The following is an 18,794-nucleotide window of genomic DNA, read 5'->3' on the forward strand; positions in this document are numbered from 1 at the left end:
AGAAACGAATGTACGACTACGTCATCGTCGGCGCGGGTTCGGCGGGCTGTGTGCTCGCCGCACGGCTGAGCGAGGATCCCGGGGTCACGGTCTGCCTGGTCGAGGCCGGACCGCCGGACACCGCGGAGGAGGTGCACATTCCCTACGCCTTCGCGAAGCTGTTCCGCACCGGACTCGACTGGGACTACGACACGCACGACGAACCGTTCTGCGAGAACCGCCGCATCTACCTTCCCCGCGGGCGCGTTCTGGGCGGCACGAGTTCGATGAACGCGATGGTGTACATCCGCGGGAACCGGGCCGACTACGACGACTGGAACCAGCCGGGGTGGAGCTATGCCGAGCTCCTGCCCTACTTCCGGCGATCCGAGGACAACGAACGCGGCGCCGACTTCTACCACGGCGCCGGTGGGCCGCTCGGCGTCGCCGAGGGCCGGTCGCGGAACCCGATGACCACCGCGTTCGTCGAGGCGGCGCTCCAGGCGGGATACCCCGCGAACGACGACTTCAACGGCCCCGCGCAGGACGGTTTCGGGCGCTACCAGGTCACCCAGCGCGCGGGGAAGCGGTGCAGCACCGCGGCCGGCTTCCTCCGCCCGGCGCTGCCCCGGCCCAACCTCACCGTGGAAACCGATCTCCAGGTGCACCGCGTCCTCGTCGAGAACGGGCGGGCGGCCGGGATCACCGGGCAGCGGTTCGGGCAGGCGCTGACGATCCGCGCCGAACGGGAGGTCATCCTCGCGGCGGGCGCCTACAACTCCCCGCAGTTGCTCATGCTCTCCGGGATCGGCCCGGCCGATCTGCTGCGGGCGTTCGGCATCCCGGTGGTGCTGGACCAGCCGCAGGTCGGCGCGAACCTGCAGGACCACCCGCAGACCAACCTCAACTTCCTGCACTCCGAACCGGTCAGCCTGATGGTCACCGCCGAGGAGCGGTACATCCGCCAGTTCGTCCTGGAGCGCAGCGGTCCGCTGACCTCCAACGGGCCGGAGGTGGGCGGTTTCGTCCGCACCCGGGACGGGCTCACCGAGCCGGACGCGCAGTTCCACGTCGCACCGATGATGTTCGCCGAGGGCGGCCTGGGCAGCCCGACCAGTCACGCGATTTCCTACGGCGCCTGTGTCCTCAAACCGCTCAGCCGGGGCACCGTGCACATCGTCTCCCCCGATCCCACGGCGAAACCCCGCATTTCGCACAACTACTACGCCGAACCGGCCGATCTCGACGTCGCGGTGCGCGGGCTGCGGATCGGGCTGGAGATCGCCCGGCAGGAGGGATTGGCACGGTACACCGAGAAACTCCACCTGCCACCGGAGTCCGAATCGGACTCGGATCTGCGCACGCACGTCCGCCGTTACACGCAGACGCTGTTCCACCCGGCCGGAACCTGTGCGATGGGAACGGTGGTGGACGCCGAACTCCGGGTGCGCGGGATGGCCGGGCTCCGGGTCGTCGACGCCTCGGTGATGCCCAGCCTGGTCCGCGGCAACACCAACGCGCCGACGATCGCCATCGCCGAGAAGGCCGCCGATCTGATCCGGGGAGCGGAGCCGCTGCCAGCGGCGTCGTTGGCGTAGTTCGGGGAGGGACGCCCGGGCTTCCCTCCCCACGCCGGGAGTCAGCCCACGGTCCGGAAGAACGCGCGCACGTCGCCGACGAACTCCTCGGGCCGTTCCAGCGCGGCGAAATGGCCGCCCCGGTCGAATTCGGTCCAGTGCACGATCTTCGGCAGGTCCCGATCCGCGATGCGGCGGATCGGCGGCAGGATGTCCCGGCCGAACACGGCCACGCCGACCGGCGTCGTGATCGGCCGGGGCACGCTGTCCGCACCGCCCACGCGGCGCAGATCGGCCGCGCCCTCGTAGTAGTGGTGCGCCGAGGATCCCCCGGTTCCGGTCAGCCAGTAGATCGTCACGTTGGTGAGCAACCGGTCGCGGTCGACCGCTTCTTCCGGCACCGCCGAGCAGTCGGTCCACTCCCGGAACTTCTCCACGATCCAGGCGAGTTGCCCGACCGGCGAATCGGTCAGCGCGTAGGCCAGGGTCTGCGGCCGGGTCGACTGCAGTTTCATGTAGCCGGACAGTTCGTTCTCGAACCGTTCGAGCTTCGCCAGCCGCTCCCGGTCGGTCTCGTCCAGCTCCGCCAGTTCCGCGGGATCCCCGGACGGGAAGGTGAGCAGCATGTTCACGTGGATGCCCAGGACGTGCTCGGGGTCGATCCGGCCCAGTTCCAGCGCGATGACCGCACCGGCGTCGCCGCCCTGGGCGCCGTAGCGGTGGTATCCGAGGCGGCGCATCAGCTCGGCCCACGCACCGGCCACCCGGCGCGCGTTCCACCCGGTTTCCACGGTCGGCCCGGAGAAGCCGAAACCGGGGATCGAGGGGAGAACGAGGTGGAACGCGCGGGCCGGATCGCCGCCGAAGGCCCGGGGATCGGTCAGCGGGCCGATCACGTCGAGGAATTCCGCGATCGAGCCGGGCCAACCGTGGGTGAGCACCAGCGGCAACGCGTCCGGCTCCGGGGACCGCACGTGCAGGAAATGGATCTTCGCCCCGTCGATCACGGTGGTGAACTGCGGGAACCGGTTGAGCTCCCGCTCCGCGCTCCGCCAGTCGTAGGTGGTGCGCCAGTACTCCGCGAGTTCCCGGAGGTAGGCCTCCGGCACGCCCCGGGACCAGCCGACGCCCGGCAGTTCCCCGGGCCACCGCGTGGCCGCGATCCGTTCCCGGAGGTCGTCGAGTCTTTCCTGTGGAATATCGATAAGGAAGGGATGCATTACTCACCTGTTTGATCGCATACGACGGTCCACAACGGACAGAAGTCGAAGAATTGCGCCGATCGTCGACGTCGGCGAACATTCACACTAGCCAGAATTAAGGGTGAATTGAAGCAATTGTCCGGGCGCGATCAATTGCGGCAATCTGGGAGATGGGCGGGGCGGTGCGGGGTTGCTACGTTCGTGCTGAGGCGGCGAAGGAATCGTCGGCATCCGCGCTGAAGATTGGAGTGGGTTCGTGACAATCTCTCCCACGGCACCGCCGGACTCGGTCGCGGCGCCCGAGCTGGAAGCCCGGGACCGCCGCCATCTCATCCACCCCCATCAGCGCGACGCGCGCGACGAGCGGTCGGTGATCGTCCGCGGTGCGGGATGTGTGGTCTGGGACGCCCACGGCACCGAACTGCTCGATGCCACCGGCGGCGCCAACTGGCTGTGCCAGGTCGGGCACGGCCGCCGGGAGCTGGCCGAAGCGGCCGCCGAGCAGATGACCCGGCTGGAGTACTTCACCAGTTTCGACGTGTTCTCCAACGACAAGTCCATCGAGCTGGCCACCCGGCTGGCCGATCTCGCCCCCGAGGGCATCAACCGGGTGTTCTTCACCTGCGGTGGTTCGGAAGGGGTGGACACCGCGATCAAGGCGGCCCGCCTCTACCACCACCGCGGGGGCGAGCCCGACCGCACCTGGATCCTCGCCCGGCGGTTCGGCTACCACGGCGCGACGTACGGCAGCGGCACCGCCACCGGGTTCGACGGGATGCAGCACGCGGTCGGGCCGAACCTCCCGCACGTGGCGAAGCTGACGCCCCCGCACCCCTACCACGCCGAGTGGTACGACGGCCGCCCGCCAACCGACTTCCTCATCGACGAGCTGGCGCGGACCATCGACCGGATCGGCCCGGGCCGGATCGCCGCGATGATCGGCGAACCGGTGATGGCCGGCGGCGGGGTGATCACGCCTCCGGCGGACTACTGGCCCCGGGTGCGGCAGCTGCTCAGCGAGCACGGCATCCTGCTCATCGCCGACGAGGTGGTCACCGCCTACGGCCGGACCGGTTTCTGGTTCGATTCGCCCCGGCGCGGGATGGCGCCCGATCTGATCGTCACCGCCAAGGGCGTCACCAGCGGTTACCTGCCGCTCGGCGCGGTACTGCTGAACGACGCGATCGCCGATGCGGTCACCAGCGGCGACGGCTTCTTCCACGGGTACACCTACTTCGGCCATCCGGTCGCCTGCGCGGTCGGCCTGGCCAACCTGGCGGTGCTGGAAGGGGAAGGCCTGATCGATCGGGCGGCCACGATCGGCGACTGGTTCCGGGCGGAACTCGCCGGCGCCGCCGAACTGCCCGTCGTCGGCGACATCCGGGTCGAAGGCGCGACCGTCGGCGTCGAACTGGTCACCGACCGGGAGACCCGCGAGCCCCTCCTCGCCGGCGCGGCGGCCACCGAGGTGCGGCGAGCCCACCGGGTCGTCGTGCGCGACTACGGGAACACGATCGTGCTCGCCCCGCCGCTGGTGTTCGAACAGCAGCAGGCCCGGCGCGCGGCGGCCGCGGTGACCGAGGTGCTGACCAGGCTGCGTCCGGACGGGAGCCTGCTGCCCCGCTGAGCCACCCGAACACCCGGGTTGTGCGCGCCGTCCGGCAGGGCGCGCACAACCCGGGCCCGGTCTTGAGCCCGTCCCATCGTGCGGTGGTTACGCGAGCAGGAGGAAGCCCATGCCCACCACCCTCGGTTCCCTCCGGCGGCTCGTGCTCACGCCCTCGCTGGCCAAGGTGAGTTTCGCCGCGCGGGGGTTCCGCACCACCGACCCCGAGGTCACCCGCCGCCTGGAAGCGATCCCGCACGCCGTGATCTGCGGGTTCGAATGGGGTATCGACGCGCGCGACCAGTGGGAGGTCGAGCGCCGGCTGGCGATGGTCGAACCCGAGTTGCTGGGTTTCGCCTACGAGGGGGTGACCATGGCGTTCACCGTGCTCGACGCCATGGGCGGCGGTCACCACACGCGCGACCTGCTCCGCGGTCCGGGGCGGCGGCACATCCTGCTGGCCTACATCGGGATCGGCTTCGCCATGGCCCGCCTACCTCGTCCACTGTGGACGAAAGTGGTCCCGGATCTCACCGGTTCCCCGTACTACCCGACGATGAGCTGGCTCGCCGTCGACGGGTACGGGTTCGACCGGGCGTACTTCGACACGCGGCGCTGGGTGGATCGGCAGGAGGTGCCGAAACCCTATCCCTGGGAAGGGGCGCCGGAGTACTTCCCGCGTGCGGTCGACCAGGGCATCGGGCGCGCCCTGTGGTTCATCCACGGCGCGCGGCCCGACGACGTCACCGCGGCGGTGGCCCGGTTCGACCCGGCGCGGCAGGCCGATCTGTGGAGCGGGGTGGGCCTGGCGGCCACCTTCGCGGGCGGTTGCGCGGCCGAGGATCTCGGCAAGCTGCGGGACGCGGCCGGCCGCTGCCGCTCCTGGCTGGGCCTGGGCGCGGTCTTCGCCGCCCGCGCCCGCGCGCTGGCCGAGTTCGTGCCGCCGCACACGGCGGAAATCGCGGCCGCGCTGACCGGCCTCTCCGTGGACGACGCCGTCGAGCTGGCCGACCGCACGGCCGTCGACCCGGACCACCGGGCAGCGGTGCCGAACTACGAGGTCTGGCGCGAACGGATTCGCGGTCAACTCGACGAAACGGATTCCTGAGCCGCACACGGCAATTCACCGGTCCGCCGAGCATTTCCGAAGTAGAAAACCCACAGGCCGGGCTGCGACGATCAGTCCAGCACTCCGACAGGGAATGAACCGAGGAGCGGGGGATAATTGTCCAGCACTTGGAGGGCGTTGGTTCGCCGTGCCCTGACACCGAGTTTCACGCAGACCACGATGGCGAAACGTGGTTTTCACATCAAGAACGAATCCAGTAAAGAGCTACTCGAAACGGTGGGCGTATCGTTTCTCACCGGTTACGGTTACGCGGCGGAAGCCAAGTCCACCAGCACCGCGGAAGAGCGCCTCGAAGACCTGCCCACCCGGTTCCGCGGATTCGCCTACGAGGGCGCCGCGATGGGGTTCACGGTGGTCGACGCGCTGCCGTTCACCAGCGGCCGCCGGGTGACCGAGTTCCTCCGGGGCCGGGGCGAGGACCACATCTACATGGCCTACATCGGCGTCGGCTGGGCCATGGCCCGGCTGCCGCGGTTCCGCTGGCCCCGCATCGAGTCCCTGGACCCGACGCTGCGCTGGTTCCTGCTCGACGGCTACGGCTTCCACCAGGCCTACTTCCACACCGATCGCTACGTGCACGAGCAGTACGAGGATCCGGGGTTCACCTGGCCCGACGCACCGGCGTCCTATGTGGGCAGGGTGCTCGATCAGGGCATCGGCCGGGCGCTGTGGTTCGTGGCCGGCACCGATCCCGAACTCACCCGCACGTTGATCGAGAAGTTCACCGAACGGCGGCATGCCGATCTGTACAGCGGCGCGGGCCTGGCCGCCACCTACGCCGGCGGCGCCGATCCGCGGGAACTGCGGGTGTTCTGGGATCAGGCGGGCCAGTACCGGCCCCAGGTCGCCCAGGGCAGCGCGTTCGCCGCGGAGGCCCGGGTGCGCGCCGGGCTGGTGGTGCCGCACACCGGCCTCGCCACCGAACTGTTCTGCGGCATGTCACCGCACGAGGCGTCGCAGGTCTGCCTGCGAACCCGGCCCGAGCACGGCGAGGACGGGGTCCCGGGGCACGCGATCTGGCGGCAGCGCATCGCCGACGAATTCGTCTCACTTGGGAGGTGTTAGCACATGACCACGACTACTAGCTGGTTGCGCAGGCAACTGGCCGGGGTCATCGCTGTCGCGGTGGTCGTGATCGGGTACTTCGTGGTCAGCCTTCCGGCGACGGCCGATGCCGAGCTGGACCGCATGGCGAGCCGGTACGCGTTCACCCCGATGTCCATCGCGATGCCGGCGGCGGCCACGCAGCAGAACATCCGCAAGGTCAACCAGGACTACGAGCACATCCGCGCCTGGATCTCCTCGGTCGGGGCCGCGGTGGCGATGAACGATCTCGACGGGGACGGGCTCAGCAACGACCTCTGCCTCGTCGATCCGCGCAGCGACCAGATCGTGCTCACCCCGACCCCGGGTGCGCGGGCCGACCGCTACGCGCCGTTCGCGCTGGACCCCGCTCCCCTGCCGATGAACGACGTGCTGGCCCCGATGGGCTGCGTGCCCGCGGACTTCAACGAGGACGGCCGGCTCGACCTGCTGGTCTACTACTGGGGCCGGACCTCGATCCTGTACCTGGCCAAACCGGGCGCCACCCGGCTCGACGCGAGCGCCTACCAGCCCACCGAACTGGCGCCCGGCCCGAACTCCACCGGCGGCCGGTACACCGGTCCACAGTGGAACACGAACACCGCCACGGTCGCGGACTTCGACGGCGACGGGCACCAGGACATCTTCATCGGCAACTACTTCCCCGACGGCCCGGTGCTCGACGACAAGGCCAGCACCGGCGTCGAGATGAACCATTCCATGTCCCACGCGCAGAACAGCGGGCAGAAACTCCTGTTCCGCTGGACCGGCACGGCCGCGGGGGCGCCGACCTACCAGGGCCGCGACGACGTGTTCCCCGAGGAGGCGCGGACCGGCTGGTCCCTGGCCTCGAGCGCGACCGACCTCGACGGCGATCTGCTCCCGGAGCTGTACGTCGCGAACGACTTCGGCCCGGATCGCCTGCTGTACAACCAGTCCACCCCGGGCCGCCTCCAGTTCCGCTCGACGATCGGCGCGCACACCCCCGGGGTGCCCAAGTCCAAGCGGCTGGGCAACGACTCCTTCAAGGGGATGGGGGTCGACTTCGGCGACCTCGGCCACAACGGCCTGTACGACATGTTCGTCAGCAACATCACCACGAGCTTCGGCATCCAGGAGAGCAACTTCCACTTCAGCCCCACCGCCAGGGACCAGGCCGAGCTGCGCGCCCGGTTGAACGACGGCGAGGCGCCGTACACCGACCGCAGCGGGGAAACGGGCACCGCCTGGTCCGGTTGGGGCTGGGACGTCAAGATCGACGACTTCGACAACAGCGGCGATCCGGTGATCGCGCAGGCGACCGGTTTCGTCAAGGGCGGGGTCAACCGCTGGCCGCAGCTCCAGGAACTCGCCACCGCCAACGACGCCCTGCTGGACAACCCGCTGTGGTGGCCGAAGGTGGAAAGCGGGGACGACATCGCCGGAAACCAGACGCTGCACTTCTTCGTCAAGGGTTCCGACGGCCGGTACACGGATCTGGCGCCCCGGCTCGGCCTCGCCGTCCCGGTGCCCACCCGCGGCATCGGCACCGGTGACTCGGACGGCGACGGCCGGCTCGACTTCGCGGTGGCCCGGCAGTGGGAGGCTCCGGTCTTCTACCACAACGAAAGCCCGTCCCCAGGCGCCTTCCTGGGCCTGCGGCTGACCTACGACTCCCCCGCGGCCGCCGGACCGCTGCCCGCGACCGGTTCGCCGGTGATCGGCGCCGAGGTGACCGTGACGACCGCCGACGGCCGCAAGCACATCGGCCGGGTCGACGGCGGGAGCGGGCATTCCGGCAAGCGCAGCCACGAGGTCCACATCGGACTCGGCGACCAGGCTTCCGGACCGGTCCAGGTGCGCCTGCAGTGGCGGGACCGGACGGGCCAGGCACGGCAATCGGATCTGCGGATGAGTCCCGGCTGGCATTCCCTCCAGCTCGGCTCCCAGGCGAACGAGAGGTGACGGCGATGGCCGACCAGAAGACCAGTCCCCCGCGACACGACCCGAAGGTCGTCATCGCGTTGCGGAGATTCGCCATCTCGATCTCGATCTTCAACATCCTCGGCTACACCCTGCTCGGTTTCGAGCAGCCGTGGACGTGGCCGCTGGTCGCGATCGCCACGGCGTACGCCACCGAGATCGGGCTGGAGCTGATCGCGGCGCGGGCGGACGGACGCCCGCCCCGGTTCCTGGGCGGCGGTTTCCGCGGTGTCCTGGAGTTCCTCTACCCGGCGCACATCACCGGTTTGGCGCTGAACATGCTCACCTACGTCAACGACCAGATTCTGGTGATGATGTTCGGGGTCGTGGTGGCGGTGAGCGCGAAGTGGATCCTGCGCGCCCCGGTGCGCGGCAAGCTGCGGCACTACATGAATCCCTCCAATCTGGGCATCAGCGTGATCCTGCTGCTCTTCCCCTGGGCCAGCATCGCGCCGCCCTACCACTTCACCGAACACGTGAACACCTGGGTCGGCTGGCTCATCGTCGCGGTCATCCTGATCTCCGGGACGGTGCTCAACGCGAAGCTGACCGGCCGGATGTGGTTGATCGGCGCGTGGCTGATCGTGTTCGCGCTGCAGTCGATCGTCCGCGGACTGCTGTTCGACACCTCGATCCCGGCGGCGCTGGGCATGATGACCGGGGTCGCGTTCGTCCTGTTCACCAACTACATGGTGACCGACCCGGGCACGACGCCGTCGCGGCCGGGGGCGCAGGTGGCCTTCGGCGCGGGGGTGGCCCTGCTCTACGGGTTCTTCATGGTCGCGCACATCGCGTACGGGCTGTTCTTCGCCACCACCGCGGTCTGCCTGATCCGCGGGCTCTTCCTGTGGGGGCTGCACTTCGTGCACAAGGCGCGCGCGCAGCAGGAGGCGCGGGCGAACCTCGCCGCGGTGCCGGAACCGTCCGTTGTGGACGATTCGGGCGCTCGCGATCGGGTAGTGCGGGCATGACCAGCCAGATCAGCATGCGGCGCGCGCCGCGCGGGACCCTGCCCGGGCCCCCGCGCGGCGCCACCGCCCGCCTGCTGCGCGATCTGTTCACCGACCGGCTCACCCTGCTGTCCGCCGCGGCGGAGGAATACGGAGACGCGGTCCGGATCACGATCGGGCCCAAATCGCTCTACCTGTTCAACCACCCGGAGCACGCCAAGCACATCCTGGCCGACAACAACGCCAACTACCGCAAGGGAATCGGCCTCGCCGAGGCGCGCCGGGCCCTGGGTGACGGGTTGCTGACCAGCGACGGCGAACTGTGGCGGAAGCAGCGCGCCGCCATCCAGCCGGCGTTCCAGCACAAGCGCATCGCCGAGCAGGCCGCGGTGGTGGCCGAGGAGGCCGCCGCACTGGTCGCCCGGCTGCGCGAGCACCGGGGCGGCGAGCCGGTGGACGTGCTCGGCGAGATGACCCGGCTCACGCTCGGCGTTCTCGGGCGGGCGCTGCTGGACACCGAGATCGCCTCGTTCGGTTCCATCCGCGAATCCTTCGAAGCCGTGCAGGACCAAGCGATGTTCGAGGCGGTGACGCTCGGCTGGGTGCCGGCCTGGCTGCCGTTGCCCAGGCAGCGGCGTTTCCGCCGGGCTCGCCATCAGCTTCGCCGGATCGCCGAGGAACTCGTGGCCGAACGGCGAACGCGGCCGGGCACCGGCGACGACGACCTGCTCTCCCGGCTGGTCGCCGCGGCCGGGGCGGAGGGCGATCCGCGGCTCGGCGCGCAGCGCGCCCGCGACGAGCTGATCACCCTGCTGCTGGCCGGTCACGAGACCACCGCGAGCACGTTGAGCTGGTCGTTCACCCTCCTGGACCGGCATCCCGAGGTCCGGGAACGGCTGCGCCAGGAGGCCCTCGAGGTCCTCGGCGACCGGCTGCCCGCGTACGACGACTTGCACCGGCTGACCTACACCACGCAGGTGGTGCAGGAGGTCATGCGCCTCTACCCGCCGGTGTGGCTGCTCCCCCGGCTGGCGCGGGAGGCCGACGAGATCGGCGGCTACCGCGTCCCGCCCGGTGCGGACGTCGTGGTGTGCACCTACACGCTGCACCGGCATCCGGCCTTCTGGGACCTGCCCGAGCGGTTCGATCCGGAACGGTTCGATCCGGCGCGCGCGGCGGACCGTCCGCGGTACGCCTACCTCCCCTTCGGCGCGGGTCCGCGATTCTGCGTGGGCAACAGCCTCGGCATGCTGGAGGCCGTGTTCGTGCTCGCGGTGGTCACCCGCGATCTCCGGCTGAGCACGCTTCCGGGCTACCGCGCGGTTCCGGAGCCGATGCTGTCCCTGCGGGTGCGCGACGGCCTGCCGATGACGGTGCGCCCCGCGGGGTGAATGCGGTTCGCTGTGAGGTGCCCGGCCGCGGCCGGGCACCTCACAGCGGCATGTTCCCGTGTTTGCGGCGCGGCCCGGCGGTGCGCTTGTCGCGCAACATGGCCAGGCCGCGGGCGACCGCCGAGCGGGTCTGCGCCGGGTCGATCACGTCGTCGACGAGCCCGCGTTCGGCGGCGTACTGCGGATGCATGAACCGCTCGGCGTAGTCGGCCGCCAGCTCGCGCCGGAGCCGCTCGGGTTCGGCGGACGCCGCGAGCTCGCGGCGGAACAGCACGTTCACCGCCCCCTCCGCGCCCATGACCGCGATCTCGTTGGTCGGCCACGCCAGGGAGAGGTCGGTGCCGATCGATCGGGAATCCATCACGATGTACGCGCCGCCGTAGGCCTTGCGGAGGATCACCTGGATCCGCGGCACGGTCGCCTCGCAGTACGCGTAGAGCAGCTGCGCGCCGTGCCGGATGATGCCCGCGTGCTCCTGCTCGGCGCCGGGCAGGAACCCGGGCACGTCCACCAGGGTCACCAGCGGGATGCCGAACGCGTCGCAGAACCGGACGAACCGCGCGGCCTTCTGCGCGGCGGCGCGGTCCAGCACACCGGCGAGCACCGAGGGCTGGTTGCCCACCACCCCGACCACCTCGCCGTCGATCCGCGCGAGCGCGCAGACCACGTTCGGCGCCCAGAGCTCGTGCGGTTCGAAGAAGTCGCCGTCGTCGACCAGTTCCTCGAGCACCGCCTTGATGTCGTAGGGCCGGTTCGGCTCCACCGGCACGAGTTCGGCGAACCGGGGCCGGTCGTCGGTCGCCGCGCCCCGCGGCGGGGTGCGCGGTGCGGGTTCCAGGTTGTTCGAGGGGAGCAACGAGACGAGGTAGCGCACGTCGGCCAGGCAGGACTCCTCGTCCTCGTGGACCACGGTGACCAGCCCGGACCGTTCCCCGTGCACTTCGGCGCCGCCCAGTTCGTCGTGGCTGACCCGTTCCCCGCTGACGGCCTCGACGACGTCGGGGCCGGTCAGGTACATCCGCGCCGTGCCGCGGACCATGAAGGTGAAGTCGGCCAGCGCGGGCGAGTAGGCCGCGCCGCCCGCGCACGGGCCGAGCACCACGCTGATCTGCGGCACCACCCCGGAGGCCTCGACCTCGCGCCGGAAGATCCCGCCGTAGCCGTCCAGCGCGAGCACGCCCTCCTGGATCCGGGCGCCACCGCTGTCGTTCAGCCCGATCACCGGCGAACCGGTGGCGATCGCGAGATCCATCACCTTGTGGATCTTCGCCGCGTGCGCGGCGCCCAGCGATCCCCCGAAGACCGTGAAGTCCTGCGCGTACACGAAGACACGGCGCCCGTCGATCGTGCCGGAACCAGCGATCACGCCATCGGTGTACGGGCGGTCCCCGTCCACCTTCGGCCCGCGCGCCTGGTGGCGGCGGTAGGGCTCGATCTCGGTGAACGAATCCTCGTCCAGCAGCAGGGCCAGCCGTTCCCGCGCGGTGTGCTTGCCCAGCGCCCGTTGCCGGTCCGCCGCCTCGGGGCGGCCTTCGACGATCTGCCGGCGCAGCAGGCGGTGTTCTTCGCGCAGCAGCCGCATCGAACGAGCCGAGGCCCGGTCCGGGAGCCCGTCGATCCGGCGCCCGTTCACCCCCGCCGTCATGCGGTGGCCGGATTCCCGGCGTTCTCCGCGTACGGCGTCAGGGCGAGGCGCAGGGCCTCGGGCACCCTGGCGGGGGCGGTCCGCGTGTTCGGTCCGCGCATGCAGGCGATCCGCTGCCGCCCGCGCGCCACCAACTCCTCCCGTCCGTCCCGGAGGGCCACGTAGTCGAAGCTGAACTGGATCTGGGTCTGGGTGAGCTCCTCCAACCGCATCCGGATGGCCAGCTCGTCGAACGCGGTGATCTCGGCGAAGAACTCGCATTCGACCCGCAGCGTGAAGAGCTTGAGATCGTCGCGCACCTCCGCCAGCACCGCGGGCGCCTTCTCCTTGAGGAACAGTTCGCGGCACCGGCCCTGCCAGCGCAGGTAGTTCACGTAGTAGACGTTCCCGACCAGATTGGTCTCCTCGAATCCGACGGTGTGCCGCATCTCGTAGTAGGCCGCCATGTCATTCCCCCTCGCCCGTCAGCACCGCGAAGACGACCGGATCCGGCCGGTCGTTCACCGCGGTGACCCAGGTGGCGACCCGCGCGTTGCCCGCGGACAGCGTCACCCAGCCGTCCGGATGGACCCGGTGCAGGGCGAGTTCCTGGGTGGTCGAACCGGTCTTGCGGACGCATTCCAGCGCGCTCCAGAGCCGGGTGCCCGCGACCGCCGCCGAGTCCCCGGTCTCGGCGGTCAGCAGGTCCCGGACCGCGAGCAGCCCGGGGCCGAGCAGACCGGCCCAGTCCGGTTCGCCCCGTTCGGCCGCCGCCTCGACATCGCAGGCCAGATCGCCGGATCCGAGCACGGCCAGGGTGAGCCCGGCCCCGTGCGAAGCCGACACCGTGACCCCGTCGACTTCGGGTTTGCCGTCCGGGCGGTACCGCGGGCCCGCCGGTGCCGCCAGCATCCGCCCGACGGCGAGCCGGGTCCGCGCGCGCCGCTCCTCGACGGTGGCCGCCGCACCACCCGCCGGATCCGGTTCGACGACCACGGCGGGACCGGCGCCGAGCACCCGTTCCAGGGCCCGCTCGAGATGGGGTCCCAGCATCGCGGGGACCCAGGGCCCGGCGCCGTCCCGCTTGCGAACCGCCCGCAGGACAAGCCCTTCCCACCGCTCGACGACGGTTCCGGTGAGGTCGCGCACGACCAGGTCGTAGACGTAGCTGTCCCCGTCCTGTGAGCGCTCGCGCGCGTCCAGCACCAGCGTCGCGGACTCCCGGTCCGCGGGTGCGGCGAGGTAGAGCCGGTCAACGCGCTGCGGCAGCAGGGTCGCGTCCGGCACGCAGCACTGGATGGCGTGCATCATCGCGTCGCGGGCGCCCGGATCGGCGAGGACCAGTTCCTGCGGCAGGAACGGCGCGAACCAGGAGCCCTGTTCCCCGGTGGCGATCTCCGCCACCGCCTGCCGCGCGCGCACCCGCCGGTAGCCGGTCAACCGCTGGAAACGCTTGCCCTGGAACAGGATTCCGCCGTACAGCTCGGTGGCCGGATCGACCGGGATCCGGGCTACGGCGCTTTCCGCCTCGGGCCCGGCGGGCGGTTCGGGCCGCGGGAACCGCAGCCGGGCGCGGAAGTGATCGGCCGCGAACCCGGTCTCGGAACTGCGCAGCACCACATCGACCGTGCCCGGCCCCTGGACCAGCCCCGCCAGCCGGATCGTGGTGGCGCCCGCCGGGGGGACCACCACCGGCCGGAGGAACTCGGCGTTCTCCAGCAACGGCGGCCCGGTGTGCTCGATCAGCACGCCCGCCACCTGGGCCATGGCTTCCATGCCCAGTACGGCCGGGAACAGCAGGGCCCCGTCGAGCAGGTGGTCGCCGAGGTAGGGATCGCTCCCGGCGGACAGGTCCGCCTCGGTGACCAGTTCGACGGACGGGTAATGCACCAGGACGCGGTCGGCGAACCGGCGCAGCGGCGTCTCCCGGGGTTCGAAGGTCAGCGTCGGCAGGCCCGCGGCCCGGCCGGTGACGACCAGCGGCGTGGCCGCGGGAACGGCGAGCAGCCGCCGCAGCGCGTCGATGCCCTGCTCGGTCGAGATCGGCGTGATGCCGTCGCGTTTCAACGACTCGACCACGCCCAGCCGTTCGCCCATCCCGGCGCCCGACCACACCGACCATTCCAGCGCCAGCACCCGGGTCCGCGGATGGCTCGCACCGAAGCGCAGCGCGAGTTCGGTCATCCAGTCGTTCGCGGTCGCGTAGTGCGCCTCTCCGCGCACCCCCGCCCGGCCGATGATGCTGCCGAAGGTCACCAGCAGCGCCAGCCGATCCGGCTCCACCGCGGCGAGGATCGCGCGCAGGCCGTCGACCTTGGGGGCCACCGTCGCGCGGAACGCCTCCTCGGTGAGGCCGGACAGCGCGACCGGTTCGTTGATCCCGGCGCCGTGCAGCACCGCGGTCACCGGGCCCAGCCCGGCCTGGATCCGGTCGACCGCCGCGCGGACCTGTTCGGGCGAGGTCACGTCGGCGCGCTCGTACCGCCAGCGGATGCCGGACGCCTCGATCCGGGCGAGGTTCGCACCGAGTTCGGCGTCCCCGGCCGGATCACTGCGGCCGAGCAAAGCCAGTGCGGCGCCCGAGTCCCGGGCCAGCACGAGCGCGCTTTCCGCGGTGATCCCCTTCCCGCCCCCGGTGACGAGCAGGACGTCCCCGGCGCCCAGCGGGGCGGGCTCCGCCGGGGTTTCGGCGAGCAGTCTCAGCCGCGGGATCGTCCGCGTGCCATCGGGGTCGTAACGCACCTCGGCGAAGTCCGTGGTCGCGGCCACCTCGGCCACCACCCGGCGCACCGCCTCGCCGAGCGCGCTCCCGGCCGGGGCCATCTCGGGCAGTTCCACGATCGTGGTGCGGACCGACGGCCGCTCCAGGTGCAGGGTCTTGGCCAGGCCGGATGCGCCGAACCGGTGCTGCACCACGACGAACCGGCTGCCCTCGGCCGCCGCCAGGGCCGCGCGACCGGCGTCGAGGAACAGCCCGAGCTGATCGGCGTCGCATTCCGCGGGGAGGCAGAGCAGCACCCCGTCGCCGAGCCCCGCACCGGCGAGGGCCGCGCGCAACGGCTCGGCCAGTGGATGGCCCGGCGGCGCGAACACCGACCAGTCGCCTTCGCCGGCGCCGTCGAATCCGCCCGCGCGGGCGGATTCGACGTACTCCACCGAGAACGGCCGCACCCAGGTGGCGAACCCGGGCGCCTCGCGCGCGGCCTCGTCGTCCGGGCGCGCGGTGTCGGAGAGCCGATCGATCAGCTCGGCGAGTTCGCCCAGGCGCGCGGTCGCGACGCTCGGCATGCCCTCCAGCGGCGGGCGGCCGAGGGTCCGGGTCACGTCGTTGACCAGCTGCCCGACCGTGATCGAGCTCAGGTGCAGATCGTCGAGCGGGTGGGTGTCGGCGGTGACCGTTTCCAGCGGCAGCTCCACCCGTTCGGCCGCGAGCTTCCGCAGCAGCGCGAGGGTGCCGGCCTCCCCGTCCGCCGTCGCGGGCACGGCGGCGGGCTCCACGGCTCCGGCGGGCGCGCCCGCCGGGAGGGCGCCGAGCGGGGGCGCCTGCTCGCAGAGGTTCGCGAGGAAGTTCAGCTCGCCGTCCAGCGCGAGCGGCCGCACCACCCGGTCCGCGAACAGGGCGTCGGTGTCCACCGGCGCGCCGAACGCGAACGCGGCGCCGACCACCCGCAGCACCGCGCCCAGGGAGTCGCTGTCGGTGTCGGTCGACAGCACCGGGGTGTCCGGCGCGATCTGCTGGAACAGTCCCGCCAGCACCCGGCCGGGCCCCACCTCGACGGCCAGGTCGCAGCCGCGCGCGGCGTTCGCGGCCGCCTCGTGGAACCGGACCGGGAGCACCACCTGGTCGCGCAGCAGCGCACGCAGGTCCACAGTGGACGGCAGGCGGTCGCCGGTGACCGTGGACAGCACCGGCCGGGCGAGCGGGGCGAAACCGAACTCGTCGAGGCGCTCGGTCAGTTTCGCGGCCGCCGGTTCGACGTCCCGGGAGTGGAACGCGTGCGAGACCCGGATCCGGGTCGCGGTCACGTTGTCGGCCCGGGCGCGGGCACACACCCGGGCCACCGCGTCCGACGGACCGGAGATCACCGTCTGGCCCGGCGCGTTGTACCCGGCGATGACCACGTCCTCGCCCGCCATCAGGCGTTCGGTGTGGTCCGCGGTGGTCGCGAGCCCCGCCATGGCCCCGCCCCCGCCGCTCGCCGTCGCCATGATCGCGCCCCGGACCGCGGCAAGCCGGAGCACCTCCCGTTCGGTCAGCGCGCCGCCCCAGTGCAGTGCGGTCAGTTCGCCCAGGCTGTGGCCGACGGCGGTGGCGGCCTCGATGCCCAGCCCGCGCAGCACCCGCACCGCGGCCAGGGAACCGGCCACGATCCGCGGCTGCGCGACCTCGGTGGCCACCTGATCGGATCCGGTGGGCAACGCGGCGATCCGGAAGATCTCCTCGGCGGCGGCGAACCGGCGGCGCAGCATGCCGACCGATCCGTTGCCCGAACCCTGGCCGGGGAACAGGAAAGCGATGCGGGGAGCGGTTCCCCGTCCGGCGAGGAAGACACCTTCGCCTATCGCGCTCGCGTTCGTCGTGCCCTCGTCCAGCAGGCCGAGCAGGCGGGTCAGCTTGCGTTCCGCGTCCTCCGGCTTGGCGGCGACCACCGCGGCCCGCCAGACGCGGCCGGCGAGCCGTTTGGCGAGCGCGCCCGCGAGATCGGTCAGTTCGGCGAACGACAGCCGGGGCACGAGCGCCGCCGCTTCGGCGATCCGGGCGCGGAGCCCGGCGGGATCGTCGGCGTCGAACAGCAGGAGTTCGACGTCCTGGCGGCCACCGGCCACGGATCGGGCGCGCTCGTCGAGGGTTTCCCGCCGCTGGGCGTCCGGCGCCTGGGTGAGCGCGACATGGGTGTTGATGCCGCCGAATCCCATCGCCGAAACCCCGGCCCGGATCGGCTGGTCGCCGGGCCACCGGACCGGGCCGGTCGGCACGTACAGGGCCGCGTCCGCGCCGAGCAGCAGCGGATGCGGGTCGTAGTGGCCGGTGGCGGGCGGGATCACCTGGTGGTGCACGGCGAGCGCGGCCTTGATCAGCCCGGCGACCCCGGCCGCGGCCTTCGTGTGCCCGATGTTGCCCTTGATCGTGCTGAGCGCGGCGGGCGCGACCGCCGCGTCCGCGTCACGACGCGCGCTGGACAGGGCGTCGATCTCGGTCGTGTCCCCCACCTCGGTGCCCGTGCCGTGGCCCTCGAAGTAGGAGACGGTCTCGACGCCGTATCCGGCCCGGGCGTACGCCCGCCGCAGGGCCAGACGGTGCCCGGCGGCTTCGGGGCGGGTGATGCCGCCCTTGCCGTCGGACGAGACGCCCCAACCGGTGATCGAGGCGTAGAGCCGCGAGCCGCGCGCGAGCGCGTCCTGCTCGCGCATCAGCACCAGCACCCCGCAGCCCTCCCCGGGCCAGAACCCGTTGGAACCGCGGTCGTACACCTTCATCTCACCGGTGGCCAGGGCGCCGACCTTGGCGAAACCGATGGTCTCGAAGGGATCGATGGACAGATCGACGCCCCCGGCGAGTGCCACGTCGAGATCGCCCTCGATCAGCGCGTTCGCCGCCGTGGTGACCGAGAGCAGCGACGACGAGCACGCGCCGTCCACGGTGAAGCCCCCGCCCGCCAGATCGAAGTAGTTGCAGATCCGGCCGGCGATCGTGTTCGCCAGGCCACCGGCCAGGGTGTCCTCGCCGACCTCGGGGAACGGCGCCTTGTACTGGCGCTCCAGATCCGCCAGGAAGGAGCCGAGTTCCGCGGCGTCCCAGCCGCGGGCGGCCAGTGCGGCCGCCACGGTCCGGCGCACGTACGGCCACCGCAGCCGCAGGACGTTCGCCCGGGAGAACTCCCCGGTGAGGCTGTTGCCGAGGATGACCCCGGTGGTCCGCCTCGGCAGCCCCCGGCCACCGGGGAATCCGGCGTCGGCCAGTGCCCGGGCGGCCACGTCCAGCGCGAGCCAATGGGTCAGATCGGTCGCCCGGAACGTGCTCCCGGCGATCTTGTAGCGGACCCGGTCGAACTCGAAGTCGCGCAGCACCGCGGCTTTGTCCACGTAGCTGCGGTCCGGGGCCGCCGGATCGGGCGACCAGTAGTCGTCGCGGTTGAGTCGTTCGTCGGGTATCCGGCGAAAGGCGCGGCGACCGGCCAGCACGTTGTCCCACAACTCGTCCGGTGAACCGGCGTCGGGATAGGTGAGTCCAATCCCGACGATCGCGATACGTTCGCCCCTCATTCCGCCGCACTCCCCTTGGTATGGATT

General features: G+C 71.5%; 11 protein-coding genes. 7 read left to right on the plus strand and 4 right to left on the minus strand.

Going from position 1 to position 18,794, the window contains the following annotated elements; translation table 11 throughout:
• Positions 1 to 8: 8 nt before the first annotated feature.
• Positions 9 to 1,577 (plus strand): GMC family oxidoreductase, encoded by a 1,569-nt coding sequence (locus tag FXO23_RS11465; RefSeq protein ID WP_158883793.1) that lies wholly within the window; start codon positions 9 to 11, stop codon positions 1,575 to 1,577.
• 41 nt (positions 1,578 to 1,618) lie between these two features.
• On the opposite strand, the gene FXO23_RS11470 is transcribed toward FXO23_RS11465, so the two are convergent.
• Entirely contained in the window at positions 1,619 to 2,776 is a 1,158-nt protein-coding gene (locus FXO23_RS11470) for an epoxide hydrolase family protein (RefSeq protein ID WP_158883795.1), read from the minus strand.
• Positions 2,777 to 3,014: 238 nt separating this feature from the next.
• Between FXO23_RS11470 and FXO23_RS11475 the strand changes: the two genes are divergently transcribed.
• From FXO23_RS11475 to FXO23_RS11500, 6 genes are all read left to right on the plus strand, one after another.
• Entirely contained in the window at positions 3,015 to 4,385 is a 1,371-nt protein-coding gene (locus FXO23_RS11475) for an aminotransferase family protein (protein WP_158883797.1), read from the plus strand.
• A 109-nt stretch (positions 4,386 to 4,494) separates the two neighbouring features.
• Positions 4,495 to 5,472 carry a DUF1702 family protein gene (locus FXO23_RS11480; protein WP_158883799.1) on the plus strand — a complete coding sequence of 326 codons (978 nt, stop codon included), beginning with the start codon at positions 4,495 to 4,497 and terminating at the stop codon, positions 5,470 to 5,472.
• Between the two features lie 138 nt (positions 5,473 to 5,610).
• Positions 5,611 to 6,558, plus strand: coding sequence for a DUF1702 family protein (locus FXO23_RS11485; protein WP_343034471.1), 948 nt, complete (start codon positions 5,611 to 5,613; stop codon positions 6,556 to 6,558).
• A 3-nt stretch (positions 6,559 to 6,561) separates the two neighbouring features.
• A complete protein-coding gene (locus FXO23_RS11490; protein ID WP_158883803.1) occupies positions 6,562 to 8,520 on the plus strand; it encodes a CRTAC1 family protein in 1,959 nt (652 codons plus the stop codon).
• A 5-nt stretch (positions 8,521 to 8,525) separates the two neighbouring features.
• Positions 8,526 to 9,509 (plus strand): enediyne biosynthesis protein, encoded by a 984-nt coding sequence (locus FXO23_RS11495; protein WP_158883805.1) that lies wholly within the window; start codon positions 8,526 to 8,528, stop codon positions 9,507 to 9,509.
• Complete coding sequence (locus FXO23_RS11500) at positions 9,506 to 10,879, plus strand: cytochrome P450 (RefSeq protein ID WP_246257140.1); 1,374 nt, start codon at positions 9,506 to 9,508, stop codon at positions 10,877 to 10,879. The genes FXO23_RS11495 and FXO23_RS11500 overlap by 4 nt, the downstream gene beginning before the upstream one ends.
• A 40-nt stretch (positions 10,880 to 10,919) precedes the next feature.
• Here the strand turns inward: FXO23_RS11500 and FXO23_RS11505 are convergent, their stop codons facing one another.
• From FXO23_RS11505 to FXO23_RS11515, 3 genes are read right to left on the minus strand one after another with little or no spacing between them, the layout of a single operon-like run.
• The gene (locus FXO23_RS11505) at positions 10,920 to 12,461 is read right to left on the minus strand and encodes an acyl-CoA carboxylase subunit beta (RefSeq protein ID WP_158884201.1); all 1,542 of its coding nucleotides are present in this window, start codon (positions 12,459 to 12,461) and stop codon (positions 10,920 to 10,922) included.
• A gap of 59 nt (positions 12,462 to 12,520) precedes the next feature.
• Positions 12,521 to 12,970: an acyl-CoA thioesterase gene (locus FXO23_RS11510; RefSeq protein WP_158883807.1), complete on the minus strand. Its 450-nt coding sequence runs from the start codon at positions 12,968 to 12,970 to the stop codon at positions 12,521 to 12,523.
• A gap of 1 nt (position 12,971) precedes the next feature.
• Positions 12,972 to 18,767 carry a type I polyketide synthase gene (locus FXO23_RS11515; protein ID WP_158883809.1) on the minus strand — a complete coding sequence of 1,932 codons (5,796 nt, stop codon included), beginning with the start codon at positions 18,765 to 18,767 and terminating at the stop codon, positions 12,972 to 12,974.
• Positions 18,768 to 18,794: the final 27 nt, after the last annotated feature.

Source organism: Amycolatopsis anabasis, assembly GCF_009765355.1.
GTDB classification, from domain to species: Bacteria; Actinomycetota; Actinomycetes; order Mycobacteriales; family Pseudonocardiaceae; genus Amycolatopsis; species Amycolatopsis anabasis.